Raw genomic sequence first — 19,434 nt, 5'->3', positions numbered from 1 at the left:
AAATCAGACGTGAGTAAATTAAGATTTGGCGGTGATTTCTGCGTTGGGTGTGACTTTCTCTTTTTTAACGTTTTCTTGAGATAAGACCAATAAGGTGGAACCCATAGAAACTAGGAGCATGGCTAGGGAGGAGGCGGCTGCGTCGGCAAAGTCTACGTTTTCTGTGGCTTGCCAAATTTCTGTGGCTAAGGTTTTAAAACCTATGGGGGCTAATAGCATTGTGGCGGGTAGCTCTTTGATGGCTGTGAGAAAGACTAATACTGCTCCACTAATGACACCAGGTCTGACGAGGGGTAAGGTGACTTCTCTTAGGGCTTGCCAAGGATTTCTGCCTAAGCTGCGGGCTGATTCTTCTAGCTGGGGATTGACTTGTAATAGGCTGGTGCGGATTGCTCCTACTGATTGGGGCAGAAATAAGACTAAATAGGCAAATACCAGCATTGGTAATGTTTGATATAGGAATGGTAAGTAGTTTGCCCCAAAAAATACTAAGGATAAGGCGACGACGATTCCTGGTACTCCAAAGCTGATGTAAGAGCAGCGTTCAATGATGGCGGTGATTTTGGTGGGGAATCTGACTGATAAAATGGCTACGGGTAAGGCAAAGATGGTGGCGGCGATCGCAGCTAATCCAGCTGCTGAAACTGAGTTAAGTATACTGGGTAATAAGTTGGTGAAACTGTAACCATTGTTGAGTCCCCGAATTAGCCAAAATAAGGTAATTCCTACTGGTAACACCACACCGAAGCTAGTAATCAGGAAGCAAAAACCAAGGGCTGGCCATTTCCAAATTCCTAATTTGACAATTTTGGGCGGACGCAAAGACGCGGAACCACGACTGTAATATGCAGCGCGCGATCGCACTCGAAACTCTAACCATAAAATTAACAATACCAGTGTTACCAACATTAAAGATAACACCGCAGCTGTGTTGCGATTAAAACTAGCTTTATACTGGATAAAAATTACCCGTGTAAAGGCATCAAACTGCATCAACGACGGTGTGCCAAAGTCCCGCAATGAATACAAAGCTACCAATAAACCCCCCGCAATCATCGATGGTTTCAATTGGGGTAAAACGACTTTAAAGAAGGTTTCTTTACTGCTATAACCCAAACTCCGTCCCGCTTCTTCTATAGAAGGATCTATACCTTGCAACCCAGAACGGACACTTAATAATAAATAAGGGTAAGTAAACAAAGTAATCGCTAAAACTGCCCCTGGAAAACCATAAATGGAAGGTAACTCTTCTACCCCCAAAGGTTGGAGCAATAACTGTAAAAGACTTCCCCTTGGTGCTAACGTGGCAATTAAAGCGAAACTGCCCACATAGCTAGGAACAGCCAAGGGTAATGTTGTGGCGATTAACCAAAATTTTCTTGCAGGTAAGTCTGTCCGCACAGTTAAAAAAGCTAATGGCACAGCAATCAGTGTAGAAAACAAAGTCACTGTAGCCGCCATTGCTGCACTATTCAAGAAAACCGTGATATTACGGGGACGAGAAATTAATGCCCAAAATTCATCCGCGCCAATTCCCACTGCACGGAGAACTAAATATAGTAATGGCAGGGTAATAGCCACTGCTACTACCGCCGCCGCTAAAATCAGAAATAATGGAGGGCGAAGCGATGATTTCAACTCTTACAAAACTCCTGCCTGTTGTAGCAATTCTAACGTCCCTGGCAGATCATTTAAATTTGTCAGGTTAACGTTGGGTGTCTTAATCTGATTTAATGGTACTTGATTTGCTGGTCCTGCTACCCCTGAAATCACAGGATATTCATTAGTTTCTTGAGCAAAGTATGTTTGTGAACTGGGTCTGAGGAGGTAGCTAATCAGTTTTTCTACTTCGGCTTTTTGCTTAGTGGAGTTCATAATTGCCACACCAGCAATGTTAATCATTGATGCTGCATCTTTATTGGTGTAGTGAGGAGCTACAGGGAAGTTAGGATTCTCTTTTTGGAAGCGACCTAAGTAATAGTGATTCACCAAACCGATGTGAGATTCTCCCCGTCCTAAAGCTTCTACTATCGCTGTGTTGTTGCGATAATCTTTGACTCCATTAGCTTTCATGGCTTTGAGCCATTGCAGAGTTCTGGGTTCTCCCTCTGTGACTCGCATAGCGGTAACAAATGACTGAAATGAGCCGTTAGTAGGGGCCCATGCGATTTTACCGCGCCACTGTGGTTTTACTAAGTCCCAAACTGAATTGGGCAGATTATTCTTTTGAACTAAATTTGTGTTGTAGTTAAGGACACGCGCACGTCCAGAAATACCGAGCCATTTGCCTTGGGGAGAGCGAAAGCGGGAATCTACTTGATTGACGAGGTTAGATGAAATGGGTAAGGTGATATTTCGTCTTTCTAATAAACCTAAAGCTCCTGCATCTTGAGCAAAGTATAAATCGGCGCGGCTATTCTTGCCTTCTTCCACTAGGGCGATCGCTAACTCAGCCGTATCACCATAACGCACTTGGATATTCATTCCCAAGTCTTTTTCAGCTTTTTCTAGCAATGGCGAAATCAGTTTTTCCGATCTACCTGAATAAATAGTGATGGTTTTGGTTTGTGCATTCACACTGACACCGATTCCCGAACTCAGGACGAAAGCTAAAGCGCCAGCCGCAACTTTGATTAATGACAATGGTTTTGATTTTACAGTCTGCATTTTGCTTTAACAGGAATAATTAGCGATACCCTTAACTATCTATAATTATTATCATTAAGTGGTATTGGTAAGCAAGAAAAATTTGCAAATTTTTTTCCCTGCATTACCTAACCATCTCTACCTATGGATCACAGCCTAAATAACTCCGACTTCCTGCAATAATTTCAGGGTGTTATCCAAATCATTAAGGTTGCTCAAATCAATGGTTTGATTTTGTTGGCGAATTTCTTTGAGTGATTTCAAATTTCCTTGGGGGGAAACTCCAGAAGCGAGAGGATACTCATAAGTTTGAGTAGCAAAATAGGTTTGAGCATCTTGATTCAGCAAAAATTCTACAAACGTTTCCGCCATATTGGGATTCTTCGCACTATTGAGAATTGCTACCCCAGCGACATTGACTAAAGACCCAATATCTTCAGTGAAATGATGCGCCACAGGAATATCAGGATTATCTTGTTTGATTCGTTCCAAATAGTAGTGATTCACAAACCCTAAAGCTATTTCGCCACGACCTAAACCTTCCACTATCGATGTGTTATTTGGATAAACCTTGGCTTCATTAGCTTTGATACCTTCTAACCATTCCTTCGCTCTCTCTTCTCCCTCGCTCACCCGTAAGCCTGTAACAAAGGATTGAAAGGAGCCATTAGTAGGGGCCCAGCCAATTTTACCTTTCCATTTCGGGTCAGTAAAACCAAAAATAGATGATGGTAATTCCTCTACCTTAACTAAATCTGTGTTGTAATCTACGGTACGCACTCTTCCCGTAATACCTAACCATTGACCCTCTGGAGAACGGTAGGTACTATCCACCTGATTCACTAGGGAACTAGGTAACTCTACAGTTCTTCCTGCTTTTTGCAATGCTCCCAGAGCGCCTGCATCTTGAGCAAAAAATACATCTGCGGGACTATTTGCACCTTCTTCCAAAATGGCTGAGGCTAATTCCGCCGTATCACCATAACGGACTTGGACTTTAGCATTAGTTTGGGTTTCAAACTGCTTAATTAATTCGCCAATCAGTTTCTCGTTGCGTCCTGAGTAAATTACTAATCCTTCTTCCAACTCTGTAGTAGCTGTTGTGGGGGTTTGAATTGTAGTAGTTGGATTAGAATTAGAATCACAAGCCACGGCTAATCCACCGCTAACGGTTGCTATTCCGACTAAATAAACAAATTGGCGACGCTTCATAACTTTCTCCCAACGAAAAACTATAACATCAACATCTTTGTCATATAAATGTTGATGAAAAACCCAGTGACATAATTACGAATGAATAATTATGATCTCCTAATTAATTAGTGAAAAAATCAGTGTTTTTATGGTACGATACCAGTTTTAAACTAACTTTATTGATAATAGTTACTAATTAATTTTTAAGGTATATATGACATTGATTTTCATTAAATCAGAAAGGTTGTCTAAAAGCAATCAAATTTAGATGAGAATTATTATTGTCTAATTATGTGGGGTGGGATTTCTGCAAGTCCCAGAAAATTTATGTATCTGTATGTAACGCTAAATACGGGCATTATGAGGCTCAAACAGCGATCGCAGATCAAGCCTGTCTGACCGGGAAGAACAGGGAGCCTCAAACCCAGATTTTTGGTAAAATGCCTTGAGGGTTAAGGTAACTGGTATCATTTTTCCAACTTTACCCAATACCGTCTCACTAGGAGTAAAGCTCTGTCTCTACAATTTATTTCCCTTCCCCCTTCTGGTTCTCAACCTCCGGCTGGCTTAATTGTCTGCTTACATGGTTGGGGCGCTAATGCTGAAGATACAGCATCTTTAGCACCGTTTTTTAAGTTACCTAATTACCAGTTTTTGTTTCCTAATGCTCCTTTTCCCTTTCCCAATTCTTCTACAGGTAGAGCATGGTATGACCTGAGAACCGAAAATATGTATGTAGGTTTGGAAGAAAGTCGCCAATTATTAATAGATTGGTTGCAATCTTTAGAAAGTTCTACTGGTGTGCCGTTGTCGCGGACTATTTTGAGTGGATTTTCTCAAGGTGGGGCGATGACTTTGGATGTGGGGTTAAAATTGCCTCTGGCGGGATTGGTGGTGATGAGTGGATATTTGCATCCTGATCTGGTTAACACTGCTTCTGGTGATTTTCCCCCGACTTTAATTATGCATGGTACATCTGATGAAGTTGTGCCATTGTCAGCTGCCTTAAAAACCCGGCAATTTACCGAGTCTTTAGGTATGGCGGTGGATTACCAGGAATTTGATCTGGGACATGAAGTTAGCACTGAAATGTTAGATGTGCTACATAATTTTGCGAACAATCTCTTGGTCTAGCCTGGGGGAGAATATTTTTTTAGCAAATTATGGTAAAGAGATTACAAGTTTTTCGGAAATCTGCACCCTCTAATGAGTAAGATAGATTGGGCGGTAGCGTCAAGCGCAACTCAAATCGTGCTGGGTCAGAATTCTGCATAAGGGAGGGGCAAAGATTATGAAAACTTTAAGCATTTCTCAGAACAACATTTCTGCTATGACTACGGCGGATATCAAAGAGTTGGCTAATCGTCTGGAAGCAGATGATTATAGTAATGCTTTTGAGGGTTTAAATGATTGGCATCTATTGCGTGCGATCGCCTTTCAACGTCCTGAGTTAGTTGAACCCTACATCTACCTGTTGGATTTAGAAGCCTACGACGAAGCATAACAATTTTAATATTAGGAGTTAAGAGTTATGATTTTTAACTACTTGCTCCTAATTTTCCCCTATGCTAAATCTCCAACCCGAAACCCCAAACCGGAAAAAACGGGTGATAATTGCTGTGGGTGGTGGGATCGCCGCCTATAAGGTTTGTGAATTGGTTTCCAGTCTGTTTAAAACTGGGGTAGAAATTCGCGTCATTCTCACCCAGTCGGCGCAAAAATTTATCACGCCTTTAACTTTGGCTACCCTTTCTCGCCATTGTGCATACACAGATGATGATTTTTGGCAAGCAAGTCACTCGCGGCCGTTGCATATTGAGTTGGGAGAATGGGCAGATTTGCTGGTAATTACCCCTTTAACGGCTCATACATTAGCAAAGTTAGCCAGTGGTATGGCTGATAATTTACTGACAAATACTGTCCTGGCTTCTACTTGTCCAGTGTTGTTAGCGCCGGCGATGAATACAGATATGTGGTTACAGTTAGCGGTGCAGCGCAATTGGCGACAACTGTTAACAGATTGCAGATATCATGGTATGGGTACAGCATCGGGGTTATTAGCGTGCGATCGCATTGGTGCTGGGAGAATGGCAGAACCCCCGGAAATTTTGACTTATATTCAATCACTACTGCACACTGGCGGTCAACGAAATTTAACCCAGAAGCGTGTATTAATTAGTGCTGGAGGAACCAGAGAATATCTTGATCCAGTCCGGTTTATTGGCAATCCCTCCACAGGGAAAATGGGACTAGCCTTAGCACAAGCAGCACTTCATCGCGGGGCAGAAGTTACCTTAGTGCATGGTTTAGCAACTTGGGATGCACCTTTAGGAGTGAGAGCAATACCTGTAGTGAGTGCCGCAGAAATGCACCAAGCAATGAAGTTATATTTACATAACTCTGATGTAGTAATTATGTCCGCAGCCGTGGCAGATGTCAAGCCTAGAGATTATAGTACAGAGAAATTACCCAAGCGATCGCTTCCCCAAGCTTTACCCCTCGCACCAGTACCAGATATCATTGCTGAATTAGCACAACTCAAACAACCCCATCAGCAGTTAATTGGGTTCGCCGCACAAACAGGGGATATTATCACCCCAGCTATGGCAAAATTGCAGCAGAAGCACTTAGATATAATTGTGGCTAATCCCATCGATCAACCTGATAGTGGTTTTGGTAGCGACAACAATCAGGCGATATTCTTAGATAAACAAGGAAATAAGCGAGAAATTCCACCTGGGTCTAAATTACAAATGGCCCATGATTTATTTGATTTCTGCATTACTTATTTAACAGGGAATAGTGAACAGTGAACATTTATCAGTTATCCGTGCTAGAAAACCGCAAGGTGCATAATTTGGGCAGACTACAGGGGGCGTTATAGATTAGGGGATAATATCTGTAAGACCTGAATAATTCAGGCTTTGTTTTTCACAGTGAAGGGTTGGGAAATGTTTACCTCGTCGGATATTCCTATAGTTGGAATAATTTTGTTAATTGCTTTGGGTATTTTAGGTTGGGGCTTTTATCGCGCTAGACCTTTTGGGAAGCTGGGAATTTTAGCCTGGTTGCAGTCGGTGGTCTTGATGACTCCCTGGCTACTATTTTTCGGTTTGTTTGCGGCTGGAATTTACATCAACATAGCTGGTATATTGATTTTAGTGGTGACTTCGGCTGGGTTGTATGTCTTTATCGGCAGACAGTTACGCGCAGCTGGGCAAGATGAAATTATTAAGCACAAAGCAACGGAAAGGCTAGCGGCGAACTCTTCATCAGCCGGAGAGAACAATCCCTCGGTGGTAGTCGGAGAGGTGAAACTGGAAGTGCTGCCAATTCCAGAGGAAGACTTAAGCGCCATTAAAGGTATTTTCGGTATTGATACGTTTTTTGCTACAGAAACTATCTCCTATCAAGAAGGCGCAATTTTTAAAGGTAATATGCGCGGGGAAGCAGAAGAAGTTTACGAACGTCTGACTGCTAGTTTACAAAAAAAATTAGATGATAAATATCGCCTATTTTTAGTGGATAGCACTGATGGTAAACCTGTGGTGATTGTTTTACCCAGTCGTAATGATCCGCGTCCGATGTCATTACAGCAAAAATCCTTTGCGGTGATTTTGTTGATAGCAACAATTGCGACAAGTTTAGAAACTGCGGGATTATTGCTGAATTTTGATTTATTGAGCAATCCAGAACGATTTGGAGAGGCTTTACCCATAGCTAGTGGAATATTCGCAATTTTAGCAATTCATGAAATCGGTCATTGGTTACTGGCGCGTCGTCACCAAGTCCGTCTCAGCTGGCCTTTCTTTTTACCGGCTGTACAAATCGGTTCTTTTGGTGGAATTACTCGCTTTGAATCTCTGTTACCGAATCGGAAGGTACTATTTGATATTGCTTTGGCAGGGCCAGCCGCAGGTGGTATCCTTTCTTTATTAATGTTGATTGTGGGTTTGCTACTTTCCCACCCTGGTAGTTTATTTCAATTACCTAATGAGTTTTTCCAAGGTTCAATTTTAGTCGGTAGCTTGGCGCGGGTTGTCCTCGGTTCGGCTTTGCAAGCATCTGTTGTCAGTGTTCATCCTTTAGTAGTGATTGGTTGGCTAGGTTTAGTGATTACGGCTTTGAATTTAATGCCAGCTGGACAGTTAGATGGTGGTCGGATTGTCCAGGCAATTTATGGCCGTAAAACCGCAGGTAGATCAACTGCGGCGACTTTAATTTTACTGGGGTTAATTGCTTTGGGTAATTCTCTAGCTATTTACTGGGCGGTGGTGATTTTCTTTTTACAAAGGGAGTCAGAACGTCCCACTTTAAATGAAATCACTGAACCAGATGATGCTAGGGCTGCTTTAGCTCTATTGGCACTATTCTTAATGATTACGACTCTCTTACCTATTACTCCTGGTGTCGCAGGAAGGTTAGGTATTGGTTGATGTGCAGGGAGGGGATTACCTTAGCATAGCTTGAGCGTAGCGGATACCGCCAAGTTAAGAAAGAGAAGAAGGAAATGCTTAACTGGGTTTTTAGTCCTACTCCCCACTCCCTACTCCCCACTCCCCACTCCCCACTTTAAGGTTTCCAGCCAGTTAGTAAATTAGGATAACTCGTTGGGGTGGGGAACATCTTTTTCAAGCGGACTTGACGCTTTAGGGGTTTTTCTTGGGTGAGATTCCAGAGGGTTTCATAAAAGAAGAAGGACACTCCGGCAAATTTGCGATCGCGCACTGTTTCCACTTGTGTTTGAATCTGTTGTATGGGTACTGTTCTATTTTTTAACCCAGATAAAATGCCGATACTCACTGGAATATGGCTACGGGCGGCTTTAACTTCTGGATAGTCTAATTCTTGGATAAATACATCCAAATCGTTGCGATATATCTGCAATACTAAATCTTCTATTAGTCCCATTCTTTCCCATCTCTGCCAATCGGCTAAATAATATTCATAAGAGAAGCGCTGGGGATTAGGGGCGACGGAAACAATACAATTTTTGTGATTGGCTTTGATGGCTGTAAATACCTGCTTCATGAAGTCGGTAATTTTGTCCGCTCTCCATCTCACCCATTCGGGGTTTTTCGGGTCTGATGGTGGTGCTTGCCCACTGTGTTCCTGTTTGTACAAGGCTACTGTGTAAGGATCATAGCCTAATTCCGATGGTAAGCCCAAATGATCGTCAAATTGAATACCGTCAACATCATAGTTGCTGACGATTTCTACGATTAGATCTTGGATAAATGTTTGTACTTCTGGGTTGAAGGGATTTAACCAAACTCGTTCATGTATGCCTTCTTTGACAATTTTACTGCCATCTCTGCGATTGGTGAGCCATTGGGGACGATTTTTGGCTAGGAGGGAATCAGCAGGGGCCATGAAGCCAAATTCAAACCAGGGAATTACTTTTAGGCTTTTTTTATGTCCCTCGCTGACAATTTCTTTGAGCATATCTCGCCCTTGTAATCCGGGTTCGGGATCGAGCGATCGCCCAATCACTTTAGCAGCAACTTGACTAGGATATAATGTATAACCCCAGTTCCAAACTACCGGATAGACGGTGTTGAAGTTTAAGTCTTTCAGGGTTTGCACAGCATTTTTTAGGCGATCGCGTTGAAATAATACATTACTATCAATATTTGTTAACCATACGCCTCTTAATTCTGGCTTGGTTTGAGCATTCAGAGGAAAGGATAACATGAATGTCGCCATTATACTCAATGCAACTATGGCGGCAAATAATCCCTGCTTTTGACTACGGAAAATTTTGAGATATTTATTCATAACTTAGTATAAACAGGGTAAAGCATCATTAATGACTGGTCTATTGAGATATAAGTTGCATTCTTTTCTGCAAGTGAGAATACTGACTATTTCTTTGTGATATGGTAACCGCCAAGGTGGTTAGGACACAAACGGATCATAAAACCATTGTAATTAAAGAGTTTCAAGGCTTCCCCCTGCTCCCGGACACTGAGCGGCTTGTACTGAGCGAAGTCGAAGTAAGCCGAAGTGCTGCTCCCTGCTCCCTGCTATATCTGCTTAGGGCTGAAAATGCGATCGCTCAGTACTGTGACTGTAAAATTTAGGAACAAACAACTAGTATACTAGGGTCTATGTAAACACTGATGAATATGGGAATTTTCCGATGAAAACGCCTCTGAAACAGTCTTCTATGACCTATAAAGCCAGAATAATCACTGCTTTAACTTTAAGTAGCATTTTATCTATCGCTGGTGGCTTGACAATCATCAAAAGTGCCACGGCTGATCCTTTCGACTTTCCACCAGGAAATTTTGGGGGATTCTCAATAAATCAGCAAAATAACTTACCCCTGTTAGTAGCTAATGCAGTACGGCGAGATGTATTCATTAGAGAAGGTTTTTCACCCCAAAGACTGACAATTGTTGAATATAGTCAAGAAACTTGGAACGATGGTTGTTTGGAACTAGCTCAACCCGATGAAGTTTGCACTCAAGCTTTAGTCCCTGGTTGGCGAGTTGTAGTTTCTAATGGCGAAAAAACCTGGGTATATCACACCAATAGTAATGGGCGTTTGATACGTTTAGCCGAAATAAATGATGTCACCGATCCATCGCCAGATTTACCTCTATCAGTCAGAGATGCGGTTTTACAAGCTGCTGCTCAAACTTTACAACTCTCAACTTCTGAGCTAACAATTATTGAATTTGAACAACGTACTTGGAATGATAGTTGTTTGGAGTTAGGTGGTCCGGCTGAAAGTTGTCTCCTAGTTTTAGTCGAAGGTTGGCAAGTTACGGTTGGTGCTGGTGACCAAATTCTGGTGTATCACACTAATGAAGACGGTTCGGCAATCAGGTTAAATACAGAAGCTAGCACAATTACTGCTAACTAACGATACTCTCCCTTATATCTGTGGTAGGACTTACGCAATAACTCTATGAAAATCTTATTTCTTTGTATCTTTTGTGGTTAATTCTTTCATGATTTTGCGTAAGTCCTCTGTGGAATCCAGCCAAAATCCCCAATTTCAAATTCTCAACTCAATTCCCTAGATTTATCTCTAGGTCGAGAAATATTCAGAGATGCAGTATAAAAATTTCTTGGTGAATTTAATTTCACCTCTCTAGGCTAATATTTTAAACTACACTTTCTCAATCGGGATATAGTTGTATATTTTAGCTGTTAATGATATGATATCAATTAAATAAAAAATACTTCTCAAGATAGATGAGTCATCAAAGCGATCGCTCACACAATATGGGGATAGAATCCCATCATCGGACAAAGCCAGAGTTAAAACTGCAACAACAGCGACAAAAAGAGCCGATGTTTTATTACTTTGCCTATGGCTCTTGTATGTGTCCGGTAGATTTAAAGCGATCGCTTGGTGAAAATACCCATACTTATATTATCGGCCCCGGAATATTACAAGGCTATCGCTTAGGTTTCTATTCCTGTTCTCCCACTCGCCACTGTGGGGTTTTAGATGTCTTACCAGATCCCAACGCCAGTGTGAAAGGTGTACTGTATCAGCTACCCTGGCGACTAAGTGCATATTTAGATAAACGGGAAGGTGTTTCCGAAAGTTTATATCGTCGGGAAACAGTCGAGATTCACCGCCCAAATCAGGTATACAAAAATATCCGCACCTATGTAGTAGTTAATAAACTCACAGAAGAACTCGCCCCCAATGACTGGTATTTTAACGTTGTTCTCCGGGGTGCTGTTACCTGTGGACTACCAGAAGAATATTGTTGGTATTTGTTTGATCATATGCATAAATTACAACAGCGCCATCAACAACAGCAAATGTGGGAACTAGCCGAGAAATCCCTCTCAAAATCCACCCCTAGCCTTTTTCTCCCAGCAACCACCAGAATTAGTAGCTAATAAAAAAACCTCAAACCGGTGTTGGCTTGAGGTTTCTCAGATTATGACCTTTTTAACTTCTAGTATTTAGGAGGTTAAAAGGTATGAGATGATTTGTTTAGTAACGGCTACGGAAATTACCGCCACCACCACTACGGTTACCACCAAAGGAACCGCCTCTATCTTCTCTGGGCTTCGCTTTATTAACTTTTAAGTCGCGTCCCATCCATTCAGCACCATCAAGAGCTTCGATAGCTGCTGTTTCTTCTTCTTCTGTACCCATTTCTACAAAGCCAAAACCGCGCAGTTGTCCTGTTTCACGGTTGGTTGGTAGTTGTACACGTTTTACAGAACCATATTCTGCAAATACACTACTAAGAGTGTCTTCTGTAACTTCGTAAGATAGGTTGCCTACGTAAACTGACATAGATTTTCTCCAAAATCGTAAGAGTGTAGAGATTTCGGTTTCGGAGAAAAGTCTGTAAATACCAAAAGGAAAAAGCCTGTCAATAATAAAAACAAAAGCTGATCGCCGAATAAATTCTCACCCCCTCACTATGACACACATTTCTAAAGTGTGGGGGAATCAATAAAAATTGTCATTAAAAGTCATATAAGCCACAGAAATTTAAGTGCGGCATACTGTGCGATCGCGCGTTAACTTCTTTTTAGATGCCTTGTAACCATAATCTCATCTTTTACCCGCAAAAGCAAAAATATCATCAAAATAACCATTAAATTAGATATAGGGACTACAAAAACAAACTGATGAACGCGATCGCCTCCTGTCTTGCATCTACTATCAACGCAGAAAATGCCATCTTTCTTTGGGAAAACCTGGAACACAGCCAGCAAAAACATATTCAACAGGCGATCGCCGCATCTGCAAACCCGCCCAAATGTATCGTCTATCCCCACACCCAAGCACAACTAGCAGCCATCATTACCGAGGCACACCGTCAAAACTGGCGCGTCCTCACCTGTGGTAAAACCAGTAAAATTAACTGGGGTGGTTTAGTCACCAGCGTTGATATCGTAGTTAGTACAGAACGCATCAATCAACTAATTGCACACGCCGTTGGTGATTTAACCGTAACCGTAGAAGCTGGAATGCAGTTTTCCCAACTCCAGGAAATTCTAGCAAAATCCCGTCAATTCATCGCCCTAGACCCCAGCACACCAAAATTAGCCACCATTGGCGGAATCATCGCTACAGCCGATACCAACTCCCTCAGACAGCGTTACGGTAGTGTCCGCGACCAGCTACTAGGTATTACCTTCGTCCGTGCTGATGGACAAATTGCCAAAGCTGGCGGGCGAGTTGTCAAAAACGTCGCCGGATACGATTTGATGAAGTTATTCACTGGTTCTTACAGCACATTAGGCGTTATTAGTCAAGTAACTTTACGTGTTTATCCATTACCAGAAACATCTGGTACAGTGGTGCTAACCGGCACAGCAGAGGCGATTTCCCAAGCTGCAAATATTCTCCGCAGTTCCGCCTTAACACCCACCCAGGCTGATTTGCTATCTTCTCAACTCACTTCTCAGTTAGGCTTAAATCAGGGTTTGGGATTAATGGTGCGTTTCCAAAGTATTAGTGAGAGTGTAACAGAACAGTCAAATCGCTTATTAGCGGTGGGAGAAAAGTTGGGTTTAAATGGAACAATTTATCTACATGAACATGAAGCCTCTCTATGGCAAAGATTACGAGAACTAATAGATAATCCGGTAACAGAGTCTGCCATTACCTGCAAAATAGGAGTGTTACCTACTATGGCTGTGGAGGTTTTGTCTCAGGCGGAAATGGGTTTAATTCACCTTTCTAGTGGTTTGGGTTGGTTACAATTTGAGGATGAAAATCAAGTTTTAAAAATGCGCCAGCGATGTGAGGAGAATCGGGGATTTTTGAGTATTTTAACAGCACCGCATAAGGTGAAAGAAGTAATGGATGTTTGGGGTTATTCTGGTAATTCTTTACAGGTAATGCGTCAAATTAAGGCTCAGTTTGATATTCAGAATATTTTTAGTCCTGGTCGTTTTGTGGGGGGAATTTGATTAACGAACCGCCAAGTCGCCAAGGTCGCCAAGGAAGAGGGAAGAGGATAAAATGCAAGTTTCTGATAATTCTGTGAATGATACTGCTAGGATTAAGAATTTAAAGGGTTTTGATGTTAGTCAGCCTCCTGACCCGAAGTTGATTGATAGTTGTGTACATTGTGGGTTTTGTCTGTCTACTTGTCCCAGTTATCGGGTAATCGGGAAGGAGATGGATTCTCCCAGGGGACGCATCTATTTAATGGATGCTATTAATGAGGGTGAAATTGCTCTGAATACGGCAACTGTTCAACATTTTGATTCTTGTTTGGGTTGTCTGGCTTGTGTCAGCACTTGTCCTTCTGGTGTGCAGTATGACAAGTTGATTTCTGCAACTCGTCACCAAGTTGAACGCAATTATTCCCGCAGTTTACCAGATACGTTGATTAGGAAATTGATATTTTCGTTGTTTCCTAATCCTGATTTATTACGTTTGTTTTTGTTCCCTTTATTTGTTTATCAAAAGTTGGGTTTACCAAAGTTGGTGCGGGCGACAGGTTTACTACAAAAAGTATCTCCCCGTTTGGCTGCAATGGAATCAATTTTACCCACAATTACTGTTAAGTCTTTTCAGGATAATTTACCTGATGTGATTCCCGCCCAAGGTGAGAAGCGTTACCGGGTTGGGGTGATTTTGGGATGTGTGCAAAGGTTGTTTTTCTCGCCTATTAATGAAGCCACTGTTCGAGTTTTAACGGCTAATGGTTGCGAAGTTGTAATTCCCAAATCTCAAGGTTGTTGTGCGGCGCTTCCCGAACACCAAGGACAAACGGAACAGGCGCAAGCTTTAGCTAGACAAATGATTGATAGTTTTGCTAATACCGATGTCGATTTTGTGATTATCAACGCTGCTGGTTGTGGTCACACGTTAAAAGAATACGGTCACATTTTACAAGATGACCCAGAATATAAAGAAAAGGCTCAGGCTTTTGCGGCTAAGGTGAAAGATGCTCAAGAGTTTTTAGTTAATGTGGGAATGACTGCGAAGTTATCGCCTTTAACTGATAAACCTTTAAATTTAGTTTATCAAGATGCTTGCCATTTATTACATGGTCAAAAAATTAGTGTGCAACCGCGTCAAATGTTAAAACAAATTCCCGGCGTGCAGTTAAGAGAACCTCTAGACGCAGCTTTGTGTTGCGGTAGTGCGGGGGTTTATAATATGTTGCAGCCAGAAGTTGCAGAAGAATTGGGACAGCAAAAAGTGCAGAATTTATTAAATACTGGTGCAGAATTAATTGCTTCAGCTAATCCCGGTTGTACGTTGCAAATTACTAAACATCTGCAATTGCAAGGGGAAACAATTTCGGTAATGCACCCAATGGAGTTATTAGATTATTCCATTCGGGGCGTTAAGTTGGACTGAGTAAATTTTCAACCGACAACCTAATAATGTAGGTCGGGTAGAGGCTTTGTGAAAGCACACATTTTTACTGGCGTTGGGTTGCGCGTTGCTTAACCCAACCTACACAAATACTCAAAAAAACGTAATCACCAGATCCCGGACTTATAGAACAAGTCGGGGATCTATATCCTTAAATTCAGAAGCAACTATCTGATGCTGAAATAGTTGTGTATTTCTAATTACAGATGATTTTAGGCGATCGCAGGTCTATTTGCTATAATCTGTGTATCTTTGATATAGGTTTTACAGTGATACGCATTTCAAGCTGTTAACTTATAAAGTTTTTTGGGAACACTATATTTGGCGTTTTTAATACATTATCAGCCAATGATTATGAAATTTACGGGAAAAATTAAGGCTATTAGTATTAAGGAGGGTAAATCTGGTCTGGGATTTATTGATTCTGATATACCAATACCTGATCATGAAGGTGATCTACTTTTCTTTGCTGACAAGTTGATTGGTCTAGGAATTGAATATGTAGAGCGAGGAGATTCAGTAGAATTCACTGTTACTGAATGGAATAAAAAAGATGGTACTAGCCAAAAAATTGCCGAAGAAGTTCGCTTCTTGAATAAAACCATTAGCTTAACAGGTGTGATCAATTGGGTAAATACAGAAAAAGGCAACGGTTATATAAGACCCGACACACCATTAGACAATCTAAATAAAGATTTATTCTTTTTTAAAGAAGATTTAGAGGATGTAGAAATAGAAAATATTGCCAAAGGTGATCAGGTTGAATTTATAGTAAAAATTATAAATTATAGAGATGGGAGGGTAATAAAGTCAGTAAAAAATATTCGGTTAATTTCAGACCAAGTAAATCTTTCTATAAAATTAGCCACAAATAAACAAATTCCTGATATAGCACCAGCCACAAATAAACAAATTTCTGATATAGCACCAGCCACAAATTTACAAACTTATCATCACCGTGCTTTAAAGCTCAAAGAAGTCAAAGAAAATATTGGTTTACTTTTGAGTAGTTATAAAACACTATCAGATCCAGGAGAGTTTGAGGATTATACATTCATGATTCTCCGGCTATTAGGTATCCACAGTTTATATCAATATGATCAAAAAAATCAAGCTGGTAGAGCCGATGGTTTTTTTATAATTGGTAGTCTGGCAGTAATGTATGACTGCACGCTCAGAAATGATTTTGAAGAACACAAAAAAGAACAAATTGAAAATTATGTTAATAAATTGAAAAATTCTCAAATCACAATTGATTTCAGATTAACCGATGGCGGTGTGAGGAAAAAAACTCTGCAAATACATGGTAAAAATTGTCAGGTTTGGATAATTACTAAAAACCTTACTAGAGAATTGTATGATGTTGATGGGATTCGGGTTAAAGAAGTTGCAATTCCAGATTTAATGAAGGTCTTTAATAAAAGACTGTATTCCGATGCATTTGAAGAAGACGAACTATCTGCAAATCTTGCAGTAATTGATAAATCCTGATTTGAATCATGCTTAATAATAGGCTTCTAAGCTACTACGAATATCACTGTCTGCTAATCGTTTGAATTTGGCATTGTTTAAAGAAGACCAGATTTGACTAATAGGAATACACATTGGTGTCCCAGCAACAAGGTCTATAAAAATCGAAGAATCTCGGACAAATACTTCTTGGACAGTAGTTTTATCAACGCTTTGGTGCGTTACGCTACCGTTTTAGCGCCAGCCATGCCCCTTGAACTATACACTCCCTACCCATCAATCAGAACTTTTGGATAATTAGCTGGTTTAAAAGTAGAGTAGTTTACAGCCCATAACCTTTGCCCCAGCAAGGTGTATAAAAAGTCATCGCCACAGCATTTTGGAGAAAAGGAGACGGATTGTAGGCAGAATAACACAAAATATTTAGGATTTAGAGTACCTTAGTTTTGGTTCCACATCCTGTAGTTTCAAATTTTATGCTACATTTAAATGTTTTTTATAATCAAGATAAAAATCTTTGTATCTATCAAAGGTTCTTATTTATCCTTAATTAAGTAGTAATAATTTTTTAAATAATGCCCAGGATTCTTGTCATAGATGATGACGCAGCAATTTCAGAACTGGTTGCGGTCAATTTAGAAATGGCTGGCTACGATGTTAGCCAAGCTGAAGATGGTATCAAGGGTCAGGCGCTGGCTCTCCAGCTACAACCTGACTTGATTATGCTGGATTTGATGTTGCCGAGAGTAGACGGATTTACAGTTTGTCAACGTTTACGGCGGGATGACCGCACATCGGAAATTCCTGTGTTGATGCTGACGGCTTTAAGCCAAACTCAGGATAAGGTGGAAGGTTTCAATGCTGGGGCGGATGATTACCTCACTAAGCCTTTTGAGGTGGAAGAGATGTTGGCGCGGGTCAGGGCATTATTGCGCCGAACTGACCGCATTCCCCAAGCGGCAAAACACAGCGAAATTCTCAATTATGGGAATTTGACTCTGGTTCCAGAAAGATTTGAGGCGATTTGGTTCAATGAAACGGTAAAACTGACTCACCTGGAATTTGAGTTACTCCACTGTTTGCTGCAACGCCACGGTCAGACAGTTTCCCCCAGTGAGATTTTGCGAGAAGTTTGGGGCTATGATCCAGATGATGACATTGAAACCATTCGGGTCCATATCCGCCACCTGAGAACTAAACTGGAACCAGACCCCCGCCACCCCCGCTATATCAAAACTGTATATGGTGCGGGATATTGTTTAGAGTTGCCGAGCTTACCTCAATCTAATGAGGGGGCTTCTGCATCGGTGATTGAGTAAAGTTTATCCGGAATTTGATAGATGTTTGACATACCTCCTCGTCCTAAAGAAGCGAGGATTCCTTGACACTTCGCTGGAACACGCCACAAGTGGTCTTATCGTCCCTCCATGTCCGTTTAAAGTCTCCCAATGCCCTATGGCGACTATGCCCAAATTTTAACATAAAGCCGTCCTAGAAGGCGATGCACTGAGCAGTTCGACAGGCTCACTGTATCACCTGTCGAAGTGACGGGGCTTGTATCCCATTATTTTCGGTCAGGTCATCTCGCCTTCTCTACGAAAAACGGCTTTTAGATGATTTACACATCTGTGCTTTGATTCGCTACATACACGAGGGTTCGGCTTCTACTCTACGAGAAGCCACCCTCCAGTCTCTGGACACTGAGCGTAGTCGAAGTGCAGTCCCAGCTATAGATAACGGAATAGTGCGATGAATGTGCATTCCCAAACTAGGCGCGGTTGGGCGTAACAAAGTAAGGATTTACGGGCTTGTTCTAGCTTGTGAATTATTTCTGCTTGATGCCACTGTTGCCAGTAAGATTGTTGGAGATAATCGACTAACCATAGTTGGGTTTCTGTATCTAATTCTTGGGCAATTGTCTTGGCTAATTCTAAGGCGTGGCGGTAGGATGAAGGGGCTTTGGTGAGATTTTGCAGTAAGGTTTCCGGGATTATTTGTAATTGTTCGTAGGATGCGATCGCACTGCCGGGACTACCAGCTGCTACACTCAACACTGCCGGATGTTGCAAAATTTCTTCATGTCCGGTTTGGGTGAGGACTTGAGTTAAAGATTTTGTATCTAAGCGATAGAAAGGAACCCGTTGACAACGTGACAGTAAGGTAGGCAAAACCGACTCAGGTGATGGTGCAATTAAAATCAATGTCGCCTGTCCTGGTTCTTCCAGGGTCTTTAGCAAAGCATTCGCGGCTGATTCTGCCATTGTTTGGGCTGACTCCAGCACAACGACATTTCTCCCTGATTCCAAGGGGGGACGGCCGAGAAACTCAGTAATTTCCCGTATCTGCTCTAGTCTAATTACAGGCGGTGCTTTGCGCTTGAGGTTTTTTTCTGTGGCTTCTGCGGCTGTCAATCTTTTTCCTTGGTATTGGTAGGTAGGCTGTACCCACAACAAATCAGGATGATTTCCTTGGCGCAAACGACTGGGTAAGGAAGCAATATTACGGGTCTGCGCCGAAAATAATAATTCTACAAAACACCTGGCGGCTAAAGTTTTGCCCACACCATCTATACCCACAAATAGATAAGCTGGGGCGACTCGGTTTTGTTTGACAGCCTGAGTCAGTAATTCTACGGCTTGGGGCTGTCCTAAAAGTGGCGAAAATGGATCAATTGTCATTAGTCAATCAATTTTAGATTTTAGATTTTAGATTTTGGATTAGACTGCAATCTAAAATCGCAAATCCAAAATCCAAAATTCTTTACTCCCCCCTGCTCCCTGCTCCCTGCCCCCCTG

17 protein-coding genes are annotated in these 19,434 nt (G+C 41.6%); 10 read left to right on the top strand and 7 right to left on the bottom strand.

Annotation, left to right across the window (positions count from 1 at the left end; translation table 11 throughout):
• Positions 1–18: 18 nt before the first annotated feature.
• The 4 genes from VB620_RS14090 to VB620_RS14075 form a co-directional block, all read right to left on the bottom strand.
• Positions 19–1,638, bottom strand: a complete 1,620-nt coding sequence (locus VB620_RS14090; RefSeq protein ID WP_323196780.1) for an ABC transporter permease — start codon at positions 1,636–1,638, stop codon at positions 19–21.
• Between the two features lie 3 nt (positions 1,639–1,641).
• Positions 1,642–2,667, bottom strand: coding sequence for an iron ABC transporter substrate-binding protein (locus VB620_RS14085; protein ID WP_323196779.1), 1,026 nt, complete (start codon positions 2,665–2,667; stop codon positions 1,642–1,644).
• A gap of 135 nt (positions 2,668–2,802) precedes the next feature.
• Entirely contained in the window at positions 2,803–3,858 is a 1,056-nt protein-coding gene (locus VB620_RS14080) for an iron ABC transporter substrate-binding protein (protein WP_323196778.1), read from the bottom strand.
• A gap of 327 nt (positions 3,859–4,185) precedes the next feature.
• Positions 4,186–4,311, bottom strand: a complete 126-nt coding sequence (locus VB620_RS14075; protein ID WP_323196777.1) for a hypothetical protein — start codon at positions 4,309–4,311, stop codon at positions 4,186–4,188.
• A gap of 42 nt (positions 4,312–4,353) precedes the next feature.
• On the opposite strand from VB620_RS14075, the gene VB620_RS14070 reads away from it, so the two are divergent.
• The 4 genes from VB620_RS14070 to VB620_RS14055 all read left to right on the top strand — a co-directional run bounded on the left by VB620_RS14070 (position 4,354) and on the right by VB620_RS14055 (position 8,276).
• Entirely contained in the window at positions 4,354–4,974 is a 621-nt protein-coding gene (locus tag VB620_RS14070) for an alpha/beta hydrolase (RefSeq protein WP_323196790.1), read from the top strand.
• A 157-nt stretch (positions 4,975–5,131) separates the two neighbouring features.
• Positions 5,132–5,344, top strand: a complete 213-nt coding sequence (gene isiD, locus VB620_RS14065; RefSeq protein WP_323196776.1) for a protein IsiD — start codon at positions 5,132–5,134, stop codon at positions 5,342–5,344.
• Positions 5,345–5,405: 61 nt separating this feature from the next.
• Entirely contained in the window at positions 5,406–6,653 is a 1,248-nt protein-coding gene (gene coaBC, locus VB620_RS14060) for a bifunctional phosphopantothenoylcysteine decarboxylase/phosphopantothenate--cysteine ligase CoaBC (protein WP_323196775.1), read from the top strand.
• A 138-nt stretch (positions 6,654–6,791) separates the two neighbouring features.
• Complete coding sequence (locus VB620_RS14055; protein WP_323196774.1) at positions 6,792–8,276, top strand: site-2 protease family protein; 1,485 nt, start codon at positions 6,792–6,794, stop codon at positions 8,274–8,276.
• Positions 8,277–8,412: 136 nt separating this feature from the next.
• Here the strand turns inward: VB620_RS14055 and VB620_RS14050 are convergent, their stop codons facing one another.
• Positions 8,413–9,618, bottom strand: a complete 1,206-nt coding sequence (locus tag VB620_RS14050) for a glycoside hydrolase family 10 protein (RefSeq protein ID WP_323196773.1) — start codon at positions 9,616–9,618, stop codon at positions 8,413–8,415.
• A 364-nt stretch (positions 9,619–9,982) separates the two neighbouring features.
• On the opposite strand from VB620_RS14050, the gene VB620_RS14045 reads away from it, so the two are divergent.
• Both VB620_RS14045 and VB620_RS14040 read left to right on the top strand, forming a co-directional pair.
• Positions 9,983–10,711 carry a hypothetical protein gene (locus VB620_RS14045; protein WP_323196772.1) on the top strand — a complete coding sequence of 243 codons (729 nt, stop codon included), beginning with the start codon at positions 9,983–9,985 and terminating at the stop codon, positions 10,709–10,711.
• Between the two features lie 335 nt (positions 10,712–11,046).
• Positions 11,047–11,709 carry a gamma-glutamylcyclotransferase gene (locus VB620_RS14040; protein ID WP_323196771.1) on the top strand — a complete coding sequence of 221 codons (663 nt, stop codon included), beginning with the start codon at positions 11,047–11,049 and terminating at the stop codon, positions 11,707–11,709.
• 97 nt (positions 11,710–11,806) lie between these two features.
• On the opposite strand, the gene VB620_RS14035 is transcribed toward VB620_RS14040, so the two are convergent.
• Positions 11,807–12,115, bottom strand: a complete 309-nt coding sequence (locus VB620_RS14035) for an RNA recognition motif domain-containing protein (RefSeq protein WP_323196770.1) — start codon at positions 12,113–12,115, stop codon at positions 11,807–11,809.
• A gap of 341 nt (positions 12,116–12,456) precedes the next feature.
• Here VB620_RS14035 and VB620_RS14030 point away from each other — a divergent pair, with 341 nt between their 5' ends.
• The 4 genes from VB620_RS14030 (at position 12,457) to VB620_RS14015 (ending at position 17,958) form a co-directional block, all read left to right on the top strand.
• Positions 12,457–13,746 (top strand): FAD-binding oxidoreductase, encoded by a 1,290-nt coding sequence (locus tag VB620_RS14030; protein ID WP_323196769.1) that lies wholly within the window; start codon positions 12,457–12,459, stop codon positions 13,744–13,746.
• A 52-nt stretch (positions 13,747–13,798) separates the two neighbouring features.
• Positions 13,799–15,151: a (Fe-S)-binding protein gene (locus VB620_RS14025; RefSeq protein ID WP_323196768.1), complete on the top strand. Its 1,353-nt coding sequence runs from the start codon at positions 13,799–13,801 to the stop codon at positions 15,149–15,151.
• Between the two features lie 366 nt (positions 15,152–15,517).
• On the top strand, positions 15,518–16,660 hold the full coding sequence (locus VB620_RS14020) for a cold-shock protein (RefSeq protein ID WP_323196767.1): 1,143 nt from the start codon (positions 15,518–15,520) through the stop codon (positions 16,658–16,660).
• 554 nt (positions 16,661–17,214) lie between these two features.
• A complete protein-coding gene (locus tag VB620_RS14015) occupies positions 17,215–17,958 on the top strand; it encodes a response regulator transcription factor (protein WP_323196766.1) in 744 nt (247 codons plus the stop codon).
• A gap of 408 nt (positions 17,959–18,366) precedes the next feature.
• Here VB620_RS14015 and VB620_RS14010 read toward each other — a convergent pair whose 3' ends face one another.
• Entirely contained in the window at positions 18,367–19,317 is a 951-nt protein-coding gene (locus tag VB620_RS14010) for a DNA polymerase III subunit delta' (RefSeq protein ID WP_323196765.1), read from the bottom strand.
• Positions 19,318–19,434: the final 117 nt, after the last annotated feature.

The sequence above is a fragment of the Nodularia harveyana UHCC-0300 genome (assembly GCF_034931085.1).
Taxonomy (GTDB): Bacteria; Cyanobacteriota; Cyanobacteriia; order Cyanobacteriales; family Nostocaceae; genus Nodularia; species Nodularia harveyana.
This window is presented reverse-complemented; position numbering and strand designations above follow the sequence as displayed.

Bases quoted from the DNA above. Each gene is read 5' to 3' on its own strand.
- VB620_RS14080 (WP_323196778.1), bottom strand. From the start codon at position 3,858: ATGAAGCGTCGCCAATTTGTTTATTTAGTCGGAATAGCAACCGTTAGC.
- VB620_RS14020 (WP_323196767.1), top strand. From the start codon at position 15,518: ATGATTATGAAATTTACGGGAAAAATTAAGGCTATTAGTATTAAGGAG.
- VB620_RS14035 (WP_323196770.1), bottom strand. From the start codon at position 12,115: ATGTCAGTTTACGTAGGCAACCTATCTTACGAAGTTACAGAAGACACT.
- VB620_RS14030 (WP_323196769.1), top strand. From the start codon at position 12,457: ATGAACGCGATCGCCTCCTGTCTTGCATCTACTATCAACGCAGAAAAT.
- coaBC (WP_323196775.1), top strand. From the start codon at position 5,406: ATGCTAAATCTCCAACCCGAAACCCCAAACCGGAAAAAACGGGTGATA.
- VB620_RS14055 (WP_323196774.1), top strand. From the start codon at position 6,792: ATGTTTACCTCGTCGGATATTCCTATAGTTGGAATAATTTTGTTAATT.
- VB620_RS14040 (WP_323196771.1), top strand. From the start codon at position 11,047: ATGAGTCATCAAAGCGATCGCTCACACAATATGGGGATAGAATCCCAT.
- VB620_RS14085 (WP_323196779.1), bottom strand. From the start codon at position 2,667: ATGCAGACTGTAAAATCAAAACCATTGTCATTAATCAAAGTTGCGGCT.
- isiD (WP_323196776.1), top strand. From the start codon at position 5,132: ATGAAAACTTTAAGCATTTCTCAGAACAACATTTCTGCTATGACTACG.
- VB620_RS14015 (WP_323196766.1), top strand. From the start codon at position 17,215: ATGCCCAGGATTCTTGTCATAGATGATGACGCAGCAATTTCAGAACTG.
- VB620_RS14025 (WP_323196768.1), top strand. From the start codon at position 13,799: ATGCAAGTTTCTGATAATTCTGTGAATGATACTGCTAGGATTAAGAAT.
- VB620_RS14045 (WP_323196772.1), top strand. From the start codon at position 9,983: ATGAAAACGCCTCTGAAACAGTCTTCTATGACCTATAAAGCCAGAATA.
- VB620_RS14075 (WP_323196777.1), bottom strand. From the start codon at position 4,311: ATGATACCAGTTACCTTAACCCTCAAGGCATTTTACCAAAAATCTGGG.
- VB620_RS14050 (WP_323196773.1), bottom strand. From the start codon at position 9,618: ATGAATAAATATCTCAAAATTTTCCGTAGTCAAAAGCAGGGATTATTT.
- VB620_RS14010 (WP_323196765.1), bottom strand. From the start codon at position 19,317: ATGACAATTGATCCATTTTCGCCACTTTTAGGACAGCCCCAAGCCGTA.